This window comes from Pantoea ananatis PA13 (assembly GCF_000233595.1).
In the GTDB taxonomy this organism is placed as follows: domain Bacteria; phylum Pseudomonadota; class Gammaproteobacteria; order Enterobacterales; family Enterobacteriaceae; genus Pantoea; species Pantoea ananatis.
Map to the genome: position 1 here is coordinate 2,836,675 of NC_017554.1, position 16,515 is coordinate 2,853,189.

Consider the following 16,515-nt stretch of genomic DNA (forward strand, 5'->3'; position numbering starts at 1 on the left):
GTGGTCATCTGGCGTTCTCTTCTTTTATCTCTACCAGCACCAGCGGACATTTTCTGACCTGGCAGGCGTGATGATAGGCCATGGAGCATACTGAGCAATAATCGGCAGAATCTGACTGATACTCGTACTCCTGAAAATAGCGGAAGCCGCCGCTGTCAGCATCGGCGCGCGCGCTGTAGAAAGCATGGTCAGCAAGCTGCTCGTCCAGCTGCATGAACGTAAGTGCGGAGGGGTTGTGATAACCCACTTTAATGCGATATGTGGTCATGGTGACGAGTATTGCTATGCAAAGCTGCATTAGCCAGACATTTTGGGTGTTGACTGTGATAGTTAAAAATTATCAAAAACGTTGCTGACCTTAGTAAACCTCAGCGTCACTAAACCTTTCCTGCGCAAATAGGCATCGGTCTTTTTTTAAGCATGAGACACCTCTTTTGCCCTCTTGTCTGCACATATTCAGGCGCCCGGCGGGCGTTAAATCCTGTTCAGCCACCCTTTCTCTGAGTGCGTAATCGCCGACATAAAAAAGCCAGGCCGCTATATTTATACTATTTAACATCACCGTGATGATTCCCTGTGAAAACGTCGCTGGAAGACAAACAAATAAAATTGTCAAAACACTTAAACAACTATCATTTAACTGTAAAGGTACACTTTAGGATAAATATAAAAAATCAACTTTAGGTACTCTACATGTTGCACAATAAGGCACCGAAAACTCTACGCAAGGTAAAAAACAGCAGACTCAATTTAACAAAGAATTGTAATAATTTAATGAACAGACAGAACAGAGCGTTTAGTTTTGTACAACGATAAACCTTAACTTTTTAATAAATGACGCAGAATTTATCATTTTGTGCTGTTTTTTTATTGATCCTTTTCCCTTGAGGACGGGAATAATCCTGGGCGACCGTAAATATTCTTAATATGGAAACTGTACAAAATAATCATTTAATCATCGTAATTTTAACATTCTCAGGAAGATTACCGCTTAATGAAGCATCACAATTGTGCGTAACCGACATCAGAATTTTCTTGGTTAAAGAAGCCGATCTTTCTTTTAACCCGTTGAAGGAAAAGGAAACCCACTGTTATGATAGGTCAACTTTCTTAACAAGCGGTAGAAATCGGCTGATGAGAAGGATAACCAAAGAGGATGTTCGCTGCTCAAGTTGTAAATATTGTTGCCAACTGACGAGCAATACCCAGGAAGAGATATTGCGATGCCCAATTCAAAAGATTGCCGTATGGCCAGGCAACAATCATTTTTTGATAAAAGGCGTTTTGTCGTTGGTCGCCGGAAGATACGAAAGCCTGTTCTGCAGAGGATGTATATTTGTTGACTTTTCGATTCATAACCTCCGTTATTTTACCAGCAAAAACTGGATGGATTATCTGCGAGGGACCGGCCTTGCCATTATTATCATCAGCGATCGCCGAATGGAATCTCTGGCGTCATTTTGGCGGAGACAGGAGCCCACGATAAATACTGTGATTTATGCGGACGGTAAAATTGAGGATATTAAAAAAGCGGTTAATGCCTGTTATTACGGATTAAAAGGAGGTGAAAGGAAACGCGTCAACGCCTTGACGCTGGAAGAAGTTAAATTTTTGGACCTTGCCAATTATGGCCATTCGCTGGGTGAAATTTCCAGCGAAATGAAACTTGGCGTTAAGAAGGTTTACATCATTAAAGACGCTGTCAGAAGGAAAACTGGAATCAATCTTAATCAGTTACTTTCCAGTTAATTGATCATAAAGGAAGATAAAATGACTTATCACACCAATAAATTTAGTTTGTCTCTGATTGTGAGTGCCTTTCTGCTGTCAGGATATGCACAAGCAGATTCTGCTAATACCATTAATTTTCAGGGCGAAGTCTCTGATGAAACCTGTTCAGTTGCCATTAACGGCAATGAGAGTTCACCCGTTGTACTGCTTCCTACCGTAAGTAAAGCGGATTTAGATACCAGTGGTAAGACGGCAGGTAAAACTGACTTTACCGTCGGTCTGACAGGCTGCAGCGGTTCAGCGACCACCACCCAAATCTCAACGGTATTCGTGGGCAATAACGTGAGCGCAGCAGGTAACCTGACGAACACCGGGTCGGCTGAAAATGTTGAGATTCAGATGCTGGATACGGCGGGTACGGTAATCAACCTGACGGGGGGCTTTACCGGTAGCGGCGACTTAAGTTTATCCGCGAATGAGACTGAAAAGTCAGCGACCTATGGCGCGCAATACTTTTCAACCGGGGTGGCAACATCCGGTACGGTCGCTGCCTCCATTCAGTATGCCATAACTTACCGTTAGTTCTGTTCGGGTGCGCCACGGTTATTATGGGGCGCACGTTTTTTTGAGGAATCAAATATGGAAAACCGCTGGCTGGTGTTTGCGCTAAAATTATTTTTCATTACTTTCCTGTTCTTACTTGCAGTAAATAACGCCAGAGCGAACGTGACTATTCTTGGTAGCCGTCTCATTTACCCTGCCAGTGCCAAAACCGTTGATGTGCAGTTAAAAAACAACGGTGATATCCCCTATGTTATTCAGGCCTGGTTTGATAACGGCGATGCCAATTCTCAACCTGAGCAAAGCAGTCAAACGCCCTTTATTGTGACACCACCCGTTTTTCGTATACAGCCCAAGACTGGCCAAATTGCACGAATTATATTCAACGGTAGCCTGCCTCTCCCTCAGGATCGGGAGTCTGTCTTTTGGTTTAACACATTGCAGATCCCCCCTGCGAATCTGAAAAATGAAAATAATCAAAATGCCATGATGGTCATGTTACGAAACCGCCTTAAAATCTTTTACCGTCCTGTTTCAGTGGGAAACCCGAATAATATATTAAAGAATATCTCGCTTAAAATCGTTCACGATAATCATAAAGGGCTGGGCATTGAAATCAATAACCCTCAACCCTGGCATGCTTCATTACTCGACATTTCATTTAAGGTGGCAAATCAAGACCTGCATTCCGATGCTGATATGATTCCGCCTTTTAGCAAAAAAACCTTTTGGTTCAGTACGGATAAAAAACGTTTACAGGGCGTAAACATTGTCTCCGTTGCTGCAGTTAACGATCAGGGAGCCAGAATAAGTGAAAACTATAAGGTTGAAATTAATTAACTCAAAATTAATTGCATTCACCATTTCGATTTCCTTTTCTCAGCATGCTTACTGCGAAGATTATTATTTTGACTCAAGTCTGTTTAAAGGCTCGGCATTTGGACAGAACATTGAACAATTTAATCAGAACGCCACGCCTGCTGGCAATTATCTGGTCGATATTTATCTCAATAATAAACGGGTTACATCCGGTGTCAAAATCGCGTTTATCCAGTCTGACCTCCAACAGGATGCGGAACCTTGCCTTCCGTCAAAGGTTGTTGCCTTGCTGCAGCTAAAAGTGCCACCCACGCCTGAACCTGAAGAGCAGTGTCATCCACTGGGTTACTGGTCATCAGACGGTCATTGGCAATTTGATCCGGCATCACTGCAATTACAGCTCACGATCCCAAACTCAAGCCTCGATAAGAAGCCGAGAGGTTACATCCCTACATCTGAATGGGAAGAAGGTATTAGTGCAGTATTTTTACGGCACAACACCAATTACACCTGGACCGAAAACCGTACGTCTGATTATCGCTATCAATATTTATGGAGTGGGATCACCGCGGGTACCAATCTGATGAAGTGGCAGTTCCGTCATCAGGGTAATGCGCGCTATCTCAATGACAGTGCAGGCGGCAGTCGATACCGTTACAACACCGTGAAAAGCTGGGTACAACGCCCGCTGGAACAGCTTAACAGCATACTGTCTTTAGGTGACAATGCCACCGACAGTTCCCTGTTTGGCAGCCTGGCTTTTAACGGGATTAAATTGTCTACCGACCCAAGGATGTGGCCACAAGGCAGGCGGGGTTATGCCCCTGAAGTCAGGGGCGTGGCAACCTCCAGCGCGCGGGTTGTCATTAAACAACTGGATAAAGTGATCTATGAAACCACAGTGCCACCAGGCCCTTTTGTCATTGATGACTTGTACAACACGCGCAATCAGGGTGACCTCGCTGTTGAGGTCATTGAAGCTAACGGTAAGCGTTCGACCTTTACCGTTCCTTATGCTTCCGTTCCAGACTCTGTGCGCCCGGGCAACTGGCAGTACTCGCTGGCGCTGGGACGGGTTCGCCAATATTACCGTGTCAATAACACCTTTTTTGAGGGCATTCTGCAACGGGGCATCAGTAATCGCCTGACGGCGACGGCGGGTACCAGGCAGGCAAACGATTATCAGGCGTGGCTGTTAGGTGGCGTGCTGGCAACAGAGATCGGCGCACTGGGAATGAACAGCACCTTTTCACATGCGCGGGTTGAACAGAACAAAACAGCGTCAGGCTGGCGCGCGGAGATCAACTACAGCAAGACGTTTGACACAGGCACCAACCTGGTTCTGGCTGCCTACCGGTATTCAACGAGTGGGTTCCGTGATTTGCAGGATGTTCTGGGCGTGAGACGTCAGCAAGACGCAGGCATTCAGTATTATTCTGATTCATTAAATCAGCGTAACCGTTTGACTGCCACACTGAGTCAGTCCATGGACAGATTCGGTTTGATCAGTTTGAGTGCCAGTACTGCTGATTATTACAATAACCAGTCGCGCATCACGCAATTGCAACTTGGCTATAGCAACACCTGGAAAACTATCAGCTACGGTATCAACATAGGTCGTCAGCGTACGGTCTGGTATAACAACCGCTATGATTCAGGTTTTTCCCTACAGCAGGATGACAGCCGCCAGCAAAAATACACCGAAAATACCTTTTCACTCAACGTATCCATTCCGCTTGACTGGGGTAAAAGCCTCTCGTCAGTCGCTTATAACGTTAACCAGTCCAGTCAAAATCGCAACACATCCCTGTCGCTGTCGGGAACGGCAGGCGATAACCGTGACTTATCTTATTCACTCTACTCTGGCCTCGATCAGAACCGGGATGGGCAGCGCAATCGTGCTCTGAGTTTCGGTGGCAATCTGCAACAAAATACCCGACTGGGTGCGGTACGCGCCAGTTATGGGCAGGCCGAGAGTTATCGCCAGGTCGGATTAGGCTCGTCAGGCACCCTGGTTGTGCATCGCGGTGGGGTGACGGCGGGCCCCTATACCAGTGATACGTTTGCGTTAATAAAAGCCGAGGGCGCGCAAGGCGCGACAGTGCGTAATGGTCAGGGTGCTGTTGTGGATGCGTTCGGCTATGCCATTTTACCTTCTCTGACCTCCTATCGCGAAAACACCGTCAGTCTGGACACACTCAACATGCAGGCTGACGCGGAACTGAGCGGTGGAAGTCAACGCGTGGTGCCTTATGCCGGTGCGGTGGTGCAGGTGCATTTCGCCACGCTCAAAGGCAAAGCGGTCCTCATCAATCTGAAGACAGCCAACGGTGAGATGCCGCCCATGGGCGCTGAGGTCCGTGACGCAGAGAATACGGTAATCGGCGTGGTTGGCCAGGGGGGGCAGCTATATGCGCGCGTGCCTCATGACTCGGGGGTGCTGCGCGTAAGCTGGAATAACAACGGGCCGCAGCGCTGCCGGGTTAATTATCAGATTACCGGCCAGTTTGACAGCCAAATCATCCACCTCGACAGCCTGTGTAGCAAGGAGTGATGCAGTGTCTTTAAATCGATCTTTTTTCTTCATCGCAATGCTGTGCGCAACGCCGCTGCCGCTGCTGGCAAACTGCAGCAAGGTAACGAGCGCATCTTCACTTTCAACGGAGGCGAAGGAGGCAGGTTACACGGCAAGTTCGTGGTCAGGTGCCTGCGATACCTGCTCAGGCAATGTGGGCCTGCCGTCGATCATCAGCATCAACTCGGGTAATACATTTCAACCCTCAGGTACGCTGCTGGCGAGTTCAGTGGGTAATTTTCTGACAGCATCCACTAACAAAGCCTACACTCCGAACCAGATTCTTTATCGGTGCGCGCAGGCCGATGCCGATAAGCTGTATGAAATGTACGCCACTAACGGTGATTCACCTTTTGCCGGGAAAAACAGCACCAGCGAAGTCGACGGTGCTTATTATGACTATGTGAAAAATGTTGCCGTTCGCCTGACTAATCTTGCCACAGGAGAATATTACAGCCGTTACTGGAAGAGCCGTAAACTTACCGCTGATGACTGGTATTCCGATGGACAGTATATTTATATCCCCGCCAGCGCTTTCAGTAATGTGCTTTATGAGATGTTTAAAATTGACTCTACCAGCTATTACGGAAACAGCGCTAATCGTTACGTCGATGGCCATGCACAACCACGGGGATATATCGCTTTTAAAGGGCCAGGGTTAGATACAAATAACCTTGATGAAGGCAAAGACAGTAGCACTGTCTGGAATGGATTTTACAACAACTGGCCTGGCGGCTGGAGCACATATAAAAACGTCACCTATGTCCGCGGTGCAATCTGTGAAGTGAAAGATTACCCTTCCGTCGTATTGCTTCCTACCGTCAGCACCGCCACGCTGGCCGCAGGCGGTAGCAGCCAGGCGCCCTTTTCTGTCGCGCTTCAGTGCGAATCGGGCGCGATTTCCAGCATCAACGCGTCAACCAGCAGCGCAGCGAATGTCGCCATGGGCTTTCTGGTCAATCAACCCAATGCCGTGGCAAAGGCGAACAGCCTTGGCCTGACGACCAGCGGCGGCGGCTTAACCTGGCTACTGGACACCCGGTATGGCAATAGCGACGTTGCGTCAGGAGTGGGAATTAAAATCTACAACAGCAATGGAACAGCCATGAATTTATTACCGGATTTTACCAGCACCGGCTCAGGAAACAGTCGTGGATGGTATGCCTATAAAGACTTAACCTCACTGATTTCCTCAAGTCATGGTGAAACCTATCAAGGAGACTTCACCGCCTCGCTTGAAGCCATTCCCGGACAGATCACTACTGCAGGAACCGTCAATGCTCAGTTACAGGTCGTTGTTAGTTTTCAGTAGATTCATGCTGCTGTCGATGTTTATGCTACCGGGCGTCAATCAGGCCGCCGTGAATATCGATAAAACACGGATTGTTTTTAACGCTGGGGACACTGCACAATCCGTCAACCTGATAAACAAGGCAGAAAGCCCTGCCATTGTGCAAATCTGGACGGATGAAGGTGATATCCATCTGTCGCCCGATAAAAGTAAAACACCTGTGATGGCTATGCCGCCGATATTTAACATGCAGCCCGGCGAAGTCCGTTCGGTGAAACTGATGCTGACCACACGTTCTGCGCTCGCCCCGGATAAAGAAACCTTATACTGGCTAAACCTTTATCAGATACCGGCGATCAAAAAATCCGATGGTCAGAACCCACGGAAGCTGATATTGCCACTGCGCCTGCGTTTGAAAGTGTTCGTACGGCCAACAGGGTTAAGAGCGCCTCAGCCAGAGGATGCAAAGAAGCTGAACTTTATCCTAAAGGGACAAGAGCTAAAAATAACAAATCCAACGCCCTGGTATATGAGCCTGAATGCGAAAGTGGATAATGCTGTGCTGAGGGATATTATGGTGCAACCGCATTCTTATGTTCTGCTTTCCCCTTCCACATCGCTTAATCCTGGCTCCATCGTGTCCTATGAAGTCATTAATCAGAATGGTAATGCTGAGAAGTATCACGGTACGCTTCTCGATACCGTCGTTCACTAGCTGAATGGAGCATATTCGGAACAGTGGATAAAATGCCCTCGCGCTGGAGTGTAGTAAATCTTCAATAAGGCGTTGAACATTGATGCCTCATCAATGATCTTCTGTTCAGACAGTAGAAAATTAACGCTTTCTGCTTTCGGCATTGTGAGAAGATGCAACATGACATATCAGATAACAGAAACAGAAACAGAAACAGAAACAGAAACAGAAACAGAAACAGAAACAGAAACAGAAACAGATAAATTATAAAACACGCAGAGTTAGCAGCCAAAAAAAAAAATTCAAAACACTATTTTTTCTTAGGCGATATTATATCAGCATTATAAACCCATTATTTCAAGCCAAACAAAAATGAGAAGCCATAGAAAGATTATTTATAAAAATCCATTGAATTTATTTTTTATTTTCATGACGAGCTTACATTAGCTCCATTAAGTAAAAAATCGATAAAAGGAGGACGGCTTACCCCTTCCTCCTGAGATATTTTCAAGACAGATTTCGCGCTACCGCATCATATACATGAGTCCAGTTGATTCCACGCAATCCATTTTTTTCATCATCTGGATGTAAAACCTGATGGATACCTTTGTCTTGAAGGGGCGCGCCACCGTCTATCGTGCTCTGGTTAGGAAACAAGGCAACTGTCGGTGTCTTTACCGCGATAGCAAGATGTAAAGGGCCTGTATCTCCAACAATTAACGTCGTGAAACCACTTATTTTCTCAGCCAGTTGTATCAAATTTGTACTTCCTGCAACGTTGATCACCCTGTCACTTTGCGATTCCATTCCCTCAATGATGCGTTGATTTAGGGCTTTTTCTCCTGGAGCACCGATGAGTTCAATAACCAAATCGCTATACTCATTAATTAATTTACTGATTAACAGTGAGAAAGCAGATTCAGGCCAGCATCTTTCTGTACTGGATGCCCCAGCATGTATGCCAATAACTGTCTTATCATAGCGCTGAGGTTTATAGGGTGCGGGAATAAACATTGATTCAGACTTTACCATAATGCCTACTGATTCAAGCATTTCAGTTTTTTGGCGAATAAAGTGGATATTCCCTTTTTTTCTGTTATCGTAAAACGAAGACAAGCATGTTTTCAGAATAAAGTCTTTTCTGCCCTGATAATCAGTATAATAAACATCTTTAAAAATATAACGAGAACCTGCTAACGAAGCGGTAAGGATATCATAAGGCGTTCGCGAATGAAGGATGAACGTTGCCTCAACCTGATTTTTTCTTAATGATTTTATCAAAGAGAGCATACCTGAAACTTTTCCTCCCCAATATAAAACCTCATCAAAAATATTACTCCCTTCTACCAGGGGATGATTTCTCTTTAAGATGACCAGCGTAATTTTGGCATTTGGCCAGCGTTCTTTTATTGCACGAATAGAAGGCGTGTTAAATAAAAAATCACCCAAGGCCGTATTTGAAATAATAGCAATGCTTTTAAGATTATCATTTTCAGAAAAACGGGCAATTTTCTTACGCGATAGCCGGTTACTTTCCACATGGAAAGAAATAATTTTGCAGCGAATTGTTTTGTGATTTTACTCATTTAAATTGTCCCGACTCAAGCCTTAACATCCTAAGGGTCTAACCATAAATAGCATTGCCGATGCAATTAATCTGCCAGACGCATCTTATGCACATTAACATTACGCCATCACTCAGGCCACAGTATATATTATAAATTATCCGGGACGAAGAAGCCGTTTACTCTGTTTAGATACACACTATGATGGTGAGACCATGACGCACTGTTCGGGTTCAGTCTTGTTCATTTTTAATCATTTTTCTTCGTTAAAAACAAAACCGTCAATGTCAAACCAATATCATCCTCCGGCCTGCTTCGCCAGAATACAGGGTTTGCCTGAGTCCTTTGTTCACTTTTTGCTCACCGCCACGTTACTGATGCAGCAAACTTCGGATGATATACAAAGAATATGTTGAAAACGTCAGAAATCATACCGACCTTTTTTGGCCAATTCAGAAAGCTCCGCATTTCGTGGGCAACGTTCACTTTTCGAAAAGTCTTACAAGGCTAATGGATTTAATACATAGAAATAAATCGATCACGCTTCACCTCCGTAGACGTCAAAATACCAAGATGATCGTGGAAAAGACTGGACGATTGTAGCCGCCTGAGCAGCATGTTTTACAATCAGTTTTGGGGAGGATTCGGGGAAAGGATTGGAGAAAAGAAAAGCCAGCATAAATTGAGATCTATGCTGGCTGGATCAGGCAAGGCTGGTGTTACATATTCGCGATAATCGCGTCACCAAACTCTGAACATTTCAGCAGTTTAGCGCCATCCATCAGACGTTCGAAGTCATAGGTCACGGTCTTAGCAGCGATTGCGCCTTCCATGCCTTTAACAATCAGGTCTGCGGCTTCGAACCATTCCATATGACGCAGCATCATTTCAGCTGACAGGATGACGGAACCTGGGTTCACTTTATCCTGACCCGCATACTTCGGTGCTGTACCGTGGGTTGCTTCGAACAGGGCACATTCGTCACCGATGTTTGCGCCTGGTGCGATACCAATACCGCCAACCTGCGCCGCCAGGGCGTCGGAAATGTAGTCGCCGTTCAGGTTCATACAGGCAATAACGTCGTATTCAGCCGGACGCAGCAGGATTTGCTGCAGGAAGGCATCCGCGATCACGTCTTTCACAACGATCTCTTTGCCGGTGTTTGGATTTTTAAACTTCATCCATGGACCACCATCGATCAGCTCGCCGCCGAACTCTTCTTTCACTAACTGGTAACCCCAGTCTTTGAATGAGCCTTCGGTGAACTTCATGATGTTGCCTTTGTGAACCAGAGTCAGTGAATCACGATCGTTAGTGATGGTGTATTCCACTGCCGCACGCACCAGGCGCTTGGTCCCCTCTTCCGAACAAGGCTTAACGCCGATGCCGCAGTTCTGTGGGAAGCGAATTTTCTTCACGCCCATTTCTTCGCGCAGGAATTTGATCACTTTGTCGGCTTCTGCCGTGCCCGCTTTCCACTCGATACCGGCATAGATATCTTCTGAGTTTTCACGGAAGATCACCATATCGGTATCTTCAGGACGTTTAACCGGGCTTGGTGTGCCGGTGTAGTAACGAACCGGACGAAGACAAACGTACAGATCAAGTTCCTGACGCAGCGCAACGTTCAGAGAACGGATGCCGCCGCCGACTGGCGTGGTCAGTGGACCTTTGATCGCTACGCGGTATTCTTTGATTAAATCGAGGGTTTCTTGCGGCAGCCAGACATCCTGACCGTAGAGTTCAACCGATTTTTCGCCGGTATAAATCTCCATCCAGGAGATTTTACGCTCGCCGTTGTAGGCTTTTTTCACAGCGGCATCAACCACTTTCAGCATCACTGGTGAAACATCAACACCGATACCATCCCCTTCGATATAAGGGATAACCGGGTTGTTTGGCACAACCAGTTTGCCTTGATTCAGGGTGATTTTCTGACCTTCCGCCGGAACAACTACTTTGCTTTCCATTAACCTCTCCTTCGAGCGATTTTTTGTTAATGATTTGTAAGATGCGCGTCAATACTACTTGAATATTGACGCCACGCCAATCACCGCAATTTCGCGTTATAATGCGCTGAATGTTTCTGACTGCAAAGCTTATGCGAAAAACTAATCAGACTTCTCAACCAAATAAACGATTCAGCCGACAAACTCGCCCCGTGCAACGTAAAGCGGTAGCGCCGCCTGCCGTCAGGCGCGTGCTCCTGTTCAATAAACCCTTTGATGTGTTACCGCAGTTTACGGACGAAGCCGGCCGCCGGACGCTTAAAGATTTTATTGATGTGAGCGAGGTTTATGCCGCGGGTCGTCTTGACCGCGACAGTGAAGGACTGATGGTGCTGACCAACGATGGAGCCTTGCAGGCCGCGCTCACCCAGCCCGGCAAGCGTACCGGCAAGATTTATTATGTTCAGGTTGAAGGCGCGCCAGAAGAGCGCGATCTGCAGCCCCTACGGGATGGGGTTAATCTGAAAGACGGCCTTACTCTGCCAGCCGGTATCGAAAAAGTAGCAGAACCCGCGTGGTTGTGGGCACGTCAGCCGCCCATTCGTGAGCGAAAAGCGATACCCACGCAGTGGCTGAAAATTACCCTGTATGAAGGACGCAACCGCCAGGTCAGACGCATGACCGCCCATATTGGCTTCCCGACATTGCGCCTGGTGCGCTATGCGATGGGTGACTTTGAGCTGGATAATCTGGCCCCCGGCGAATGGCGGGATATCAGCACCTTAGTCTGAATGCTGTTATCATTTCCATAACTTCAAGTTAACAATTCCGGAGGATTGATGTTTAAACCGCATGTCACCGTGGCGTGCCTGGTACAGGCACAGGGAAAACTTCTGGTCGTGGAAGAACAGGTGAACGGTGTGGCAACCTGGAACCAGCCCGCCGGTCATCTTGAAGCCGACGAAACGCTTCATGAAGCCGCGCAGCGTGAACTGATTGAAGAGACAGGAATTGACGCCGCGGTGCAGTATTTTATTGGAATCAACCAGTGGATAGCCCCCGATAATACGCCTTTTGTGCGGTTTCTGTTTGGTCTGGATCTGGATGCGCCACTGCCCACCGCTCCACAGGACAGCGACATTGACCGCTGCTGGTGGCTGCCGCCAGAGCAGATACTGACGGCATCTAACCTGCGTTCGCCGCTGGTGGCAGAAAGCGTACGTCGATGGCAACAGGGGGTTCGCTACCCGTTAGACCTGATTAGCCCGTTCAACTGGCCGTTTCATGCAGGTGCGCACCCGACTTCAGCGTGATAGAATGCGCCGCCTGTTTTATTGTTTTGCGAGCTTGTGATGTCTGATAACTGCCAGAAAAAAGTGATCGTCGGGATGTCCGGCGGCGTCGATTCTTCCGTTTCCGCCTGGTTACTGCAACAGCAGGGCTATCAGGTTGAAGGCCTGTTCATGAAGAACTGGGAGGAAGACGATGGCGAGGAGTATTGTACCGCCGCTGACGATCTGGCGGATGCGCAAGCCGTGTGCGACAAACTGGGTATTAAACTGCACAAAGTGAATTTTGCGGCGGAATACTGGGATAACGTCTTTGAGCACTTCCTTGAAGAGTACAAGGCCGGTCGCACACCGAATCCCGATATCCTGTGTAATAAAGAAATTAAGTTCAAAGCGTTTCTGGAGTTTGCCGCTGAAGATCTGGGCGCAGACTTTATCGCAACCGGTCACTATGTCCGTCGTCAGGACAGTGACGGCCGCAGCCATCTGCTGCGCGGACGGGATGGAAACAAAGACCAGAGCTACTTCCTTTATACGCTCAGCCATGAACAAATTGCCCAGAGCCTGTTTCCGGTCGGCGAGCTGGAAAAACCCGAAGTCCGCCGCATCGCTGAAGAGCTTGAATTAATCACGGCTAAGAAAAAAGATTCCACCGGCATTTGTTTCATCGGTGAACGCAAGTTCCGTGAATTCCTGGCGCGCTACCTGCCCGCTCAGCCCGGTGAAATCGAAACCGTTGATGGCCAGGTTGTCGGTGAGCATCAGGGGCTGATGTACCATACGCTGGGCCAGCGCAAAGGGCTGGGCATCGGCGGTATGAAAGAAAGCAAAGACGATCCCTGGTATGTGGTAGATAAAGACGTGGCGCGTAATCGTTTGATCGTGGCGCAGGGTGGCGATCACCCGCGTCTGATGTCGGTCGGCCTCATCGCCCAGCAACTGCACTGGGTCGATCGTCAGCCGCTCCGCGCCCCGCTGCGCTGTACGGTGAAAACCCGCTATCGCCAGACCGATATCCCCTGCGAAATCATTCCGCAAGGCGATGACAAAATTGAAGTCCGGTTCGACGAACCGGTTGCCGCGGTCACCCCGGGGCAGTCTGCGGTGTTCTACCTTGGCGATGTTTGCCTGGGTGGCGGCATCATTGAAGAGCGTTTGCCTTGGGTTGCCGCATAATACCGGCGCTAATAACGCGTAAACAGGAGTGACCGTGGCAAAAAACTATCAGGAAATCACCCTCGCGCTGGCGGGCATTTGCCAGGCTGCCCATCTGGTGCAGCAGTTAGCCAATCAGGGTCACTGTCAGCCTGAAGCGCTGACGGTATCCCTGCGCAGCGTGCTGGATCTCAACCCCACCTCCACGCTGGCGGTATTCGGCAACAATGAAGCCAACCTGCGCCTTGGGCTTGAAACCCTGATGGCGGTGCTGAACAGCAGCAACCGTAAAGGCGCCAGCGCAGAGCTGACCCGTTATACGCTGAGTCTGATGGTGCTGGAGCGCAAACTGAATGCCAACAAGCAGGCCATGAATACGCTGGCCCAGCGCATCAGCCAGCTCGATCGCCAACTGGCGCACTACGAACTGGAATCGGACACGATTCTGAGCGCCATGGCCGGTATTTATGTGGATGTCATCAGCCCGCTCGGGCCGCGCATTCAGGTTACCGGTTCCCCGGCTGTCCTGCAGAATGCCCTGTTACAAAGTAAAGTTCGCGCCACGTTGCTGGCCGGTATTCGTGCCGCCGTACTCTGGCAGCAGGTCGGCGGAGGCCGACTGCAGCTGATGTTTTCGCGCCAGCGCCTGCTGCGCGAAGCCAAAGCCCTTTTATCCCGCCTGCCACTGGCTTACTGAGTCAGTGGGGCAAACACCGTAAATGAATCAGGAGTTGCACTGATGGAATTATCCTCTCTGACCGCCGTCTCACCTGTCGATGGTCGTTACGGCGATAAAGTCAGCCCGCTGCGCGCAATCTTCAGCGAATTTGGTTTGCTGAAGTTCCGCGTTGAGGTTGAAGTTCGCTGGTTACAAAAACTGGCTGCGACCGCAGAGATCAAGGAAGTTCCTGCATTTGATGCTGACGCAAACGCTTTCCTTGATGGGATTGTCACCAGTTTCAATGAAACGGACGCCGCGCGCATCAAAACGATTGAGCGCACCACTAACCATGACGTGAAAGCGGTTGAGTATTTCCTGAAAGAAAAAGTGGCTGACGTGCCTGCGCTGCACGCGGTGTCTGAGTTTATTCACTTCGCCTGTACCTCTGAAGACATCAATAACCTGTCTCACGCGTTAATGCTGGAAACGGCGCGTCGCGATGTCATTCTGCCTTACTGGCAGCAGCTGATTGCCGCGGTAAAAGGACTGGCACAGGAATACCGTGACATTCCTCTGCTGTCACGCACTCACGGTCAGCCCGCAACGCCGTCCACCATGGGTAAAGAGATGGCCAACGTGGCCTACCGCATGGAACGTCAGCTACGCCAGCTGTCGCAGATTGAAGTGCTGGGCAAAATCAACGGTGCCGTGGGCAACTATAACGCGCACATTGCCGCTTACCCGGAAGCCGACTGGCACCAGTTAAGCGAAGAATTTGTGACCTCGCTGGGCATTACCTGGAATCCCTACACCACCCAGATTGAGCCACACGACTATATTGCCGAGCTGTTCGACTGCATCGCCCGCTTTAATACCATCCTGATCGATTTCGATCGCGATATCTGGGGCTATGTGGCGCTGAACCACTTCAAACAAAAAACCATCGCGGGCGAAATCGGCTCTTCCACCATGCCGCATAAAGTAAACCCGATTGACTTCGAAAACTCAGAAGGCAATCTGGGCCTGGCAAACGCGGTGATGCAGCACCTGGCCAGCAAACTGCCGGTTTCCCGCTGGCAGCGCGATCTGACCGACTCTACCGTGCTGCGTAACCTTGGCGTGGGCGTGGGTTACGCGCTGATCGCCTATCAGGCTACCCTGAAAGGCATTTCCAAGCTGGAAGTGAACCGCGATCGTCTGCTTGACGAACTGGATCATAACTGGGAAGTGCTGGCAGAGCCGATCCAGACCGTTATGCGTCGCTACGGTATTGAAAAACCTTATGAGAAGTTGAAAGAACTGACCCGTGGCAAGCGCGTTGATGCGGCCGGTATGCAGGCCTTTATCGACAGCCTGGCGCTGCCGGAAGACGAAAAAGTTCGCTTAAAACAGATGACCCCGGCAAATTATATTGGTCGCGCGATTCAGATGGTTGATGACCTGAAATAAAATCCTGCCTGCAGACCGGTTGCCGCCGGTCTGCGTTAACCTGCTGTTTAGTTCATTTCGCTTATACTTGTTTAAGTTCGTTTCGATCTGATGCTAAAGGAAATCCTATGCGTGTTCTGGTTGTGGAAGATAATGCCCTGCTGCGCCACCATCTTTCAGTACAACTGCGAGAAATGGGTCATCAGGTTGATGCTGCCGAAGATGCCAAAGAAGCCGATTATTTTCTCCAGGAACATCTGCCCGACATTGCGTTGGTCGATCTGGGATTACCGGACGAAGATGGCATGTCGTTAATTCGTCGCTGGCGTAATGACGCCGTGCGTCAGCCTATTTTGGTCCTGACCGCACGCGAAGGCTGGCAGGCGAAAGTCGAAGCCCTGGAAGCCGGTGCGGATGATTATGTGACGAAGCCTTTTCATATTGAGGAAGTCGCCGCACGCCTGCAGGCATTAATGCGCCGCAACAGCGGTCATGCGTCGCAGATTATTGCCATGGCCCCCTTTCAGGTGGATTTATCCCGTCGCGAACTCACGATTCACGACCAGCCCGTTAAGCTGACCGCATTTGAATACACGATTGTGGAAACCCTTATTCGCAACGCTGGCAAAGTGGTGAGTAAAGACTCCTTAATGCTGCAGCTTTATCCCGATGCAGAGTTACGTGAAAGTCACACGATCGATGTTTTAATGGGACGTCTGCGTAAAAAGATTCTTGCGCTGCACTCTGACGAAGTCATCGCTACCGTTCGCGGCCAGGGCTACCGCTTTGATCTCTGA

General features: G+C 48.8%; 15 protein-coding genes. 12 read left to right on the forward strand and 3 right to left on the reverse strand.

The features are described from left to right. Positions 1-4: 4 nt before the first annotated feature. Positions 5-268 carry a hypothetical protein gene (locus tag PAGR_RS13345; protein ID WP_019105685.1) on the reverse strand — a complete coding sequence of 88 codons (264 nt, stop codon included), beginning with the start codon at positions 266-268 and terminating at the stop codon, positions 5-7. Positions 269-927: 659 nt separating this feature from the next. On the opposite strand from PAGR_RS13345, the gene PAGR_RS13355 reads away from it, so the two are divergent. From PAGR_RS13355 to PAGR_RS13380, 6 genes are read left to right on the forward strand one after another with little or no spacing between them, the layout of a single operon-like run. Next, positions 928-1,749, forward strand: coding sequence for a hypothetical protein (locus tag PAGR_RS13355; RefSeq protein ID WP_015700536.1), 822 nt, complete (start codon positions 928-930; stop codon positions 1,747-1,749). A gap of 21 nt (positions 1,750-1,770) precedes the next feature. Beyond that, on the forward strand, positions 1,771-2,313 hold the full coding sequence (locus tag PAGR_RS13360) for a fimbrial protein (RefSeq protein ID WP_014593456.1): 543 nt from the start codon (positions 1,771-1,773) through the stop codon (positions 2,311-2,313). 57 nt (positions 2,314-2,370) lie between these two features. After that, positions 2,371-3,132, forward strand: a complete 762-nt coding sequence (locus tag PAGR_RS13365) for a fimbria/pilus periplasmic chaperone (RefSeq protein ID WP_014606109.1) — start codon at positions 2,371-2,373, stop codon at positions 3,130-3,132. Beyond that, positions 3,104-5,665: a fimbrial outer membrane usher protein gene (locus tag PAGR_RS13370; RefSeq protein ID WP_014606110.1), complete on the forward strand. Its 2,562-nt coding sequence runs from the start codon at positions 3,104-3,106 to the stop codon at positions 5,663-5,665. The genes PAGR_RS13365 and PAGR_RS13370 overlap by 29 nt, the downstream gene beginning before the upstream one ends. A gap of 37 nt (positions 5,666-5,702) precedes the next feature. Next, positions 5,703-6,998, forward strand: coding sequence for a fimbrial usher protein StbD (gene stbD / locus PAGR_RS13375; protein WP_044042557.1), 1,296 nt, complete (start codon positions 5,703-5,705; stop codon positions 6,996-6,998). A gap of 22 nt (positions 6,999-7,020) precedes the next feature. Further along, positions 7,021-7,692 (forward strand): fimbrial assembly chaperone, encoded by a 672-nt coding sequence (locus PAGR_RS13380; protein ID WP_232285094.1) that lies wholly within the window; start codon positions 7,021-7,023, stop codon positions 7,690-7,692. A 486-nt stretch (positions 7,693-8,178) separates the two neighbouring features. Here the strand turns inward: PAGR_RS13380 and PAGR_RS13390 are convergent, their stop codons facing one another. Next, a complete protein-coding gene (locus tag PAGR_RS13390; protein ID WP_014606113.1) occupies positions 8,179-9,210 on the reverse strand; it encodes a glycosyltransferase family 9 protein in 1,032 nt (343 codons plus the stop codon). Positions 9,211-9,955: 745 nt separating this feature from the next. Further along, entirely contained in the window at positions 9,956-11,206 is a 1,251-nt protein-coding gene (icd, locus tag PAGR_RS13395; RefSeq protein ID WP_013025401.1) for an NADP-dependent isocitrate dehydrogenase, read from the reverse strand. Between the two features lie 110 nt (positions 11,207-11,316). Here icd and rluE point away from each other — a divergent pair, with 110 nt between their 5' ends. From rluE to phoP, 6 genes are all read left to right on the forward strand, one after another. Beyond that, a complete protein-coding gene (gene rluE, locus PAGR_RS13400; protein WP_014606114.1) occupies positions 11,317-11,976 on the forward strand; it encodes a 23S rRNA pseudouridine(2457) synthase RluE in 660 nt (219 codons plus the stop codon). Positions 11,977-12,024: 48 nt separating this feature from the next. Continuing rightward, positions 12,025-12,498: an NUDIX domain-containing protein gene (locus tag PAGR_RS13405; RefSeq protein WP_013025399.1), complete on the forward strand. Its 474-nt coding sequence runs from the start codon at positions 12,025-12,027 to the stop codon at positions 12,496-12,498. 39 nt (positions 12,499-12,537) lie between these two features. Further along, positions 12,538-13,650: a tRNA 2-thiouridine(34) synthase MnmA gene (gene mnmA / locus PAGR_RS13410; RefSeq protein WP_014606115.1), complete on the forward strand. Its 1,113-nt coding sequence runs from the start codon at positions 12,538-12,540 to the stop codon at positions 13,648-13,650. Positions 13,651-13,684: 34 nt separating this feature from the next. Next, positions 13,685-14,326: a high frequency lysogenization protein HflD gene (hflD, locus tag PAGR_RS13415; protein WP_014606116.1), complete on the forward strand. Its 642-nt coding sequence runs from the start codon at positions 13,685-13,687 to the stop codon at positions 14,324-14,326. Between the two features lie 42 nt (positions 14,327-14,368). Next, positions 14,369-15,739 carry an adenylosuccinate lyase gene (gene purB, locus PAGR_RS13420; protein ID WP_014606117.1) on the forward strand — a complete coding sequence of 457 codons (1,371 nt, stop codon included), beginning with the start codon at positions 14,369-14,371 and terminating at the stop codon, positions 15,737-15,739. Positions 15,740-15,846: 107 nt separating this feature from the next. Then, positions 15,847-16,515, forward strand: a complete 669-nt coding sequence (gene phoP, locus PAGR_RS13425; protein ID WP_013025395.1) for a two-component system response regulator PhoP — start codon at positions 15,847-15,849, stop codon at positions 16,513-16,515.

Bases quoted from the DNA above. Each gene is read 5' to 3' on its own strand.
- PAGR_RS13345 (WP_019105685.1), bottom strand. From the start codon at position 268: ATGACCACATATCGCATTAAAGTGGGTTATCACAACCCCTCCGCACTT.
- PAGR_RS13355 (WP_015700536.1), top strand. From the start codon at position 928: ATGGAAACTGTACAAAATAATCATTTAATCATCGTAATTTTAACATTC.
- PAGR_RS13360 (WP_014593456.1), top strand. From the start codon at position 1,771: ATGACTTATCACACCAATAAATTTAGTTTGTCTCTGATTGTGAGTGCC.
- PAGR_RS13365 (WP_014606109.1), top strand. From the start codon at position 2,371: ATGGAAAACCGCTGGCTGGTGTTTGCGCTAAAATTATTTTTCATTACT.
- stbD (WP_044042557.1), top strand. From the start codon at position 5,703: ATGCTGTGCGCAACGCCGCTGCCGCTGCTGGCAAACTGCAGCAAGGTA.
- PAGR_RS13380 (WP_232285094.1), top strand. From the start codon at position 7,021: ATGCTACCGGGCGTCAATCAGGCCGCCGTGAATATCGATAAAACACGG.
- icd (WP_013025401.1), bottom strand. From the start codon at position 11,206: ATGGAAAGCAAAGTAGTTGTTCCGGCGGAAGGTCAGAAAATCACCCTG.
- rluE (WP_014606114.1), top strand. From the start codon at position 11,317: ATGTTTCTGACTGCAAAGCTTATGCGAAAAACTAATCAGACTTCTCAA.
- PAGR_RS13405 (WP_013025399.1), top strand. From the start codon at position 12,025: ATGTTTAAACCGCATGTCACCGTGGCGTGCCTGGTACAGGCACAGGGA.
- mnmA (WP_014606115.1), top strand. From the start codon at position 12,538: ATGTCTGATAACTGCCAGAAAAAAGTGATCGTCGGGATGTCCGGCGGC.
- purB (WP_014606117.1), top strand. From the start codon at position 14,369: ATGGAATTATCCTCTCTGACCGCCGTCTCACCTGTCGATGGTCGTTAC.
- phoP (WP_013025395.1), top strand. From the start codon at position 15,847: ATGCGTGTTCTGGTTGTGGAAGATAATGCCCTGCTGCGCCACCATCTT.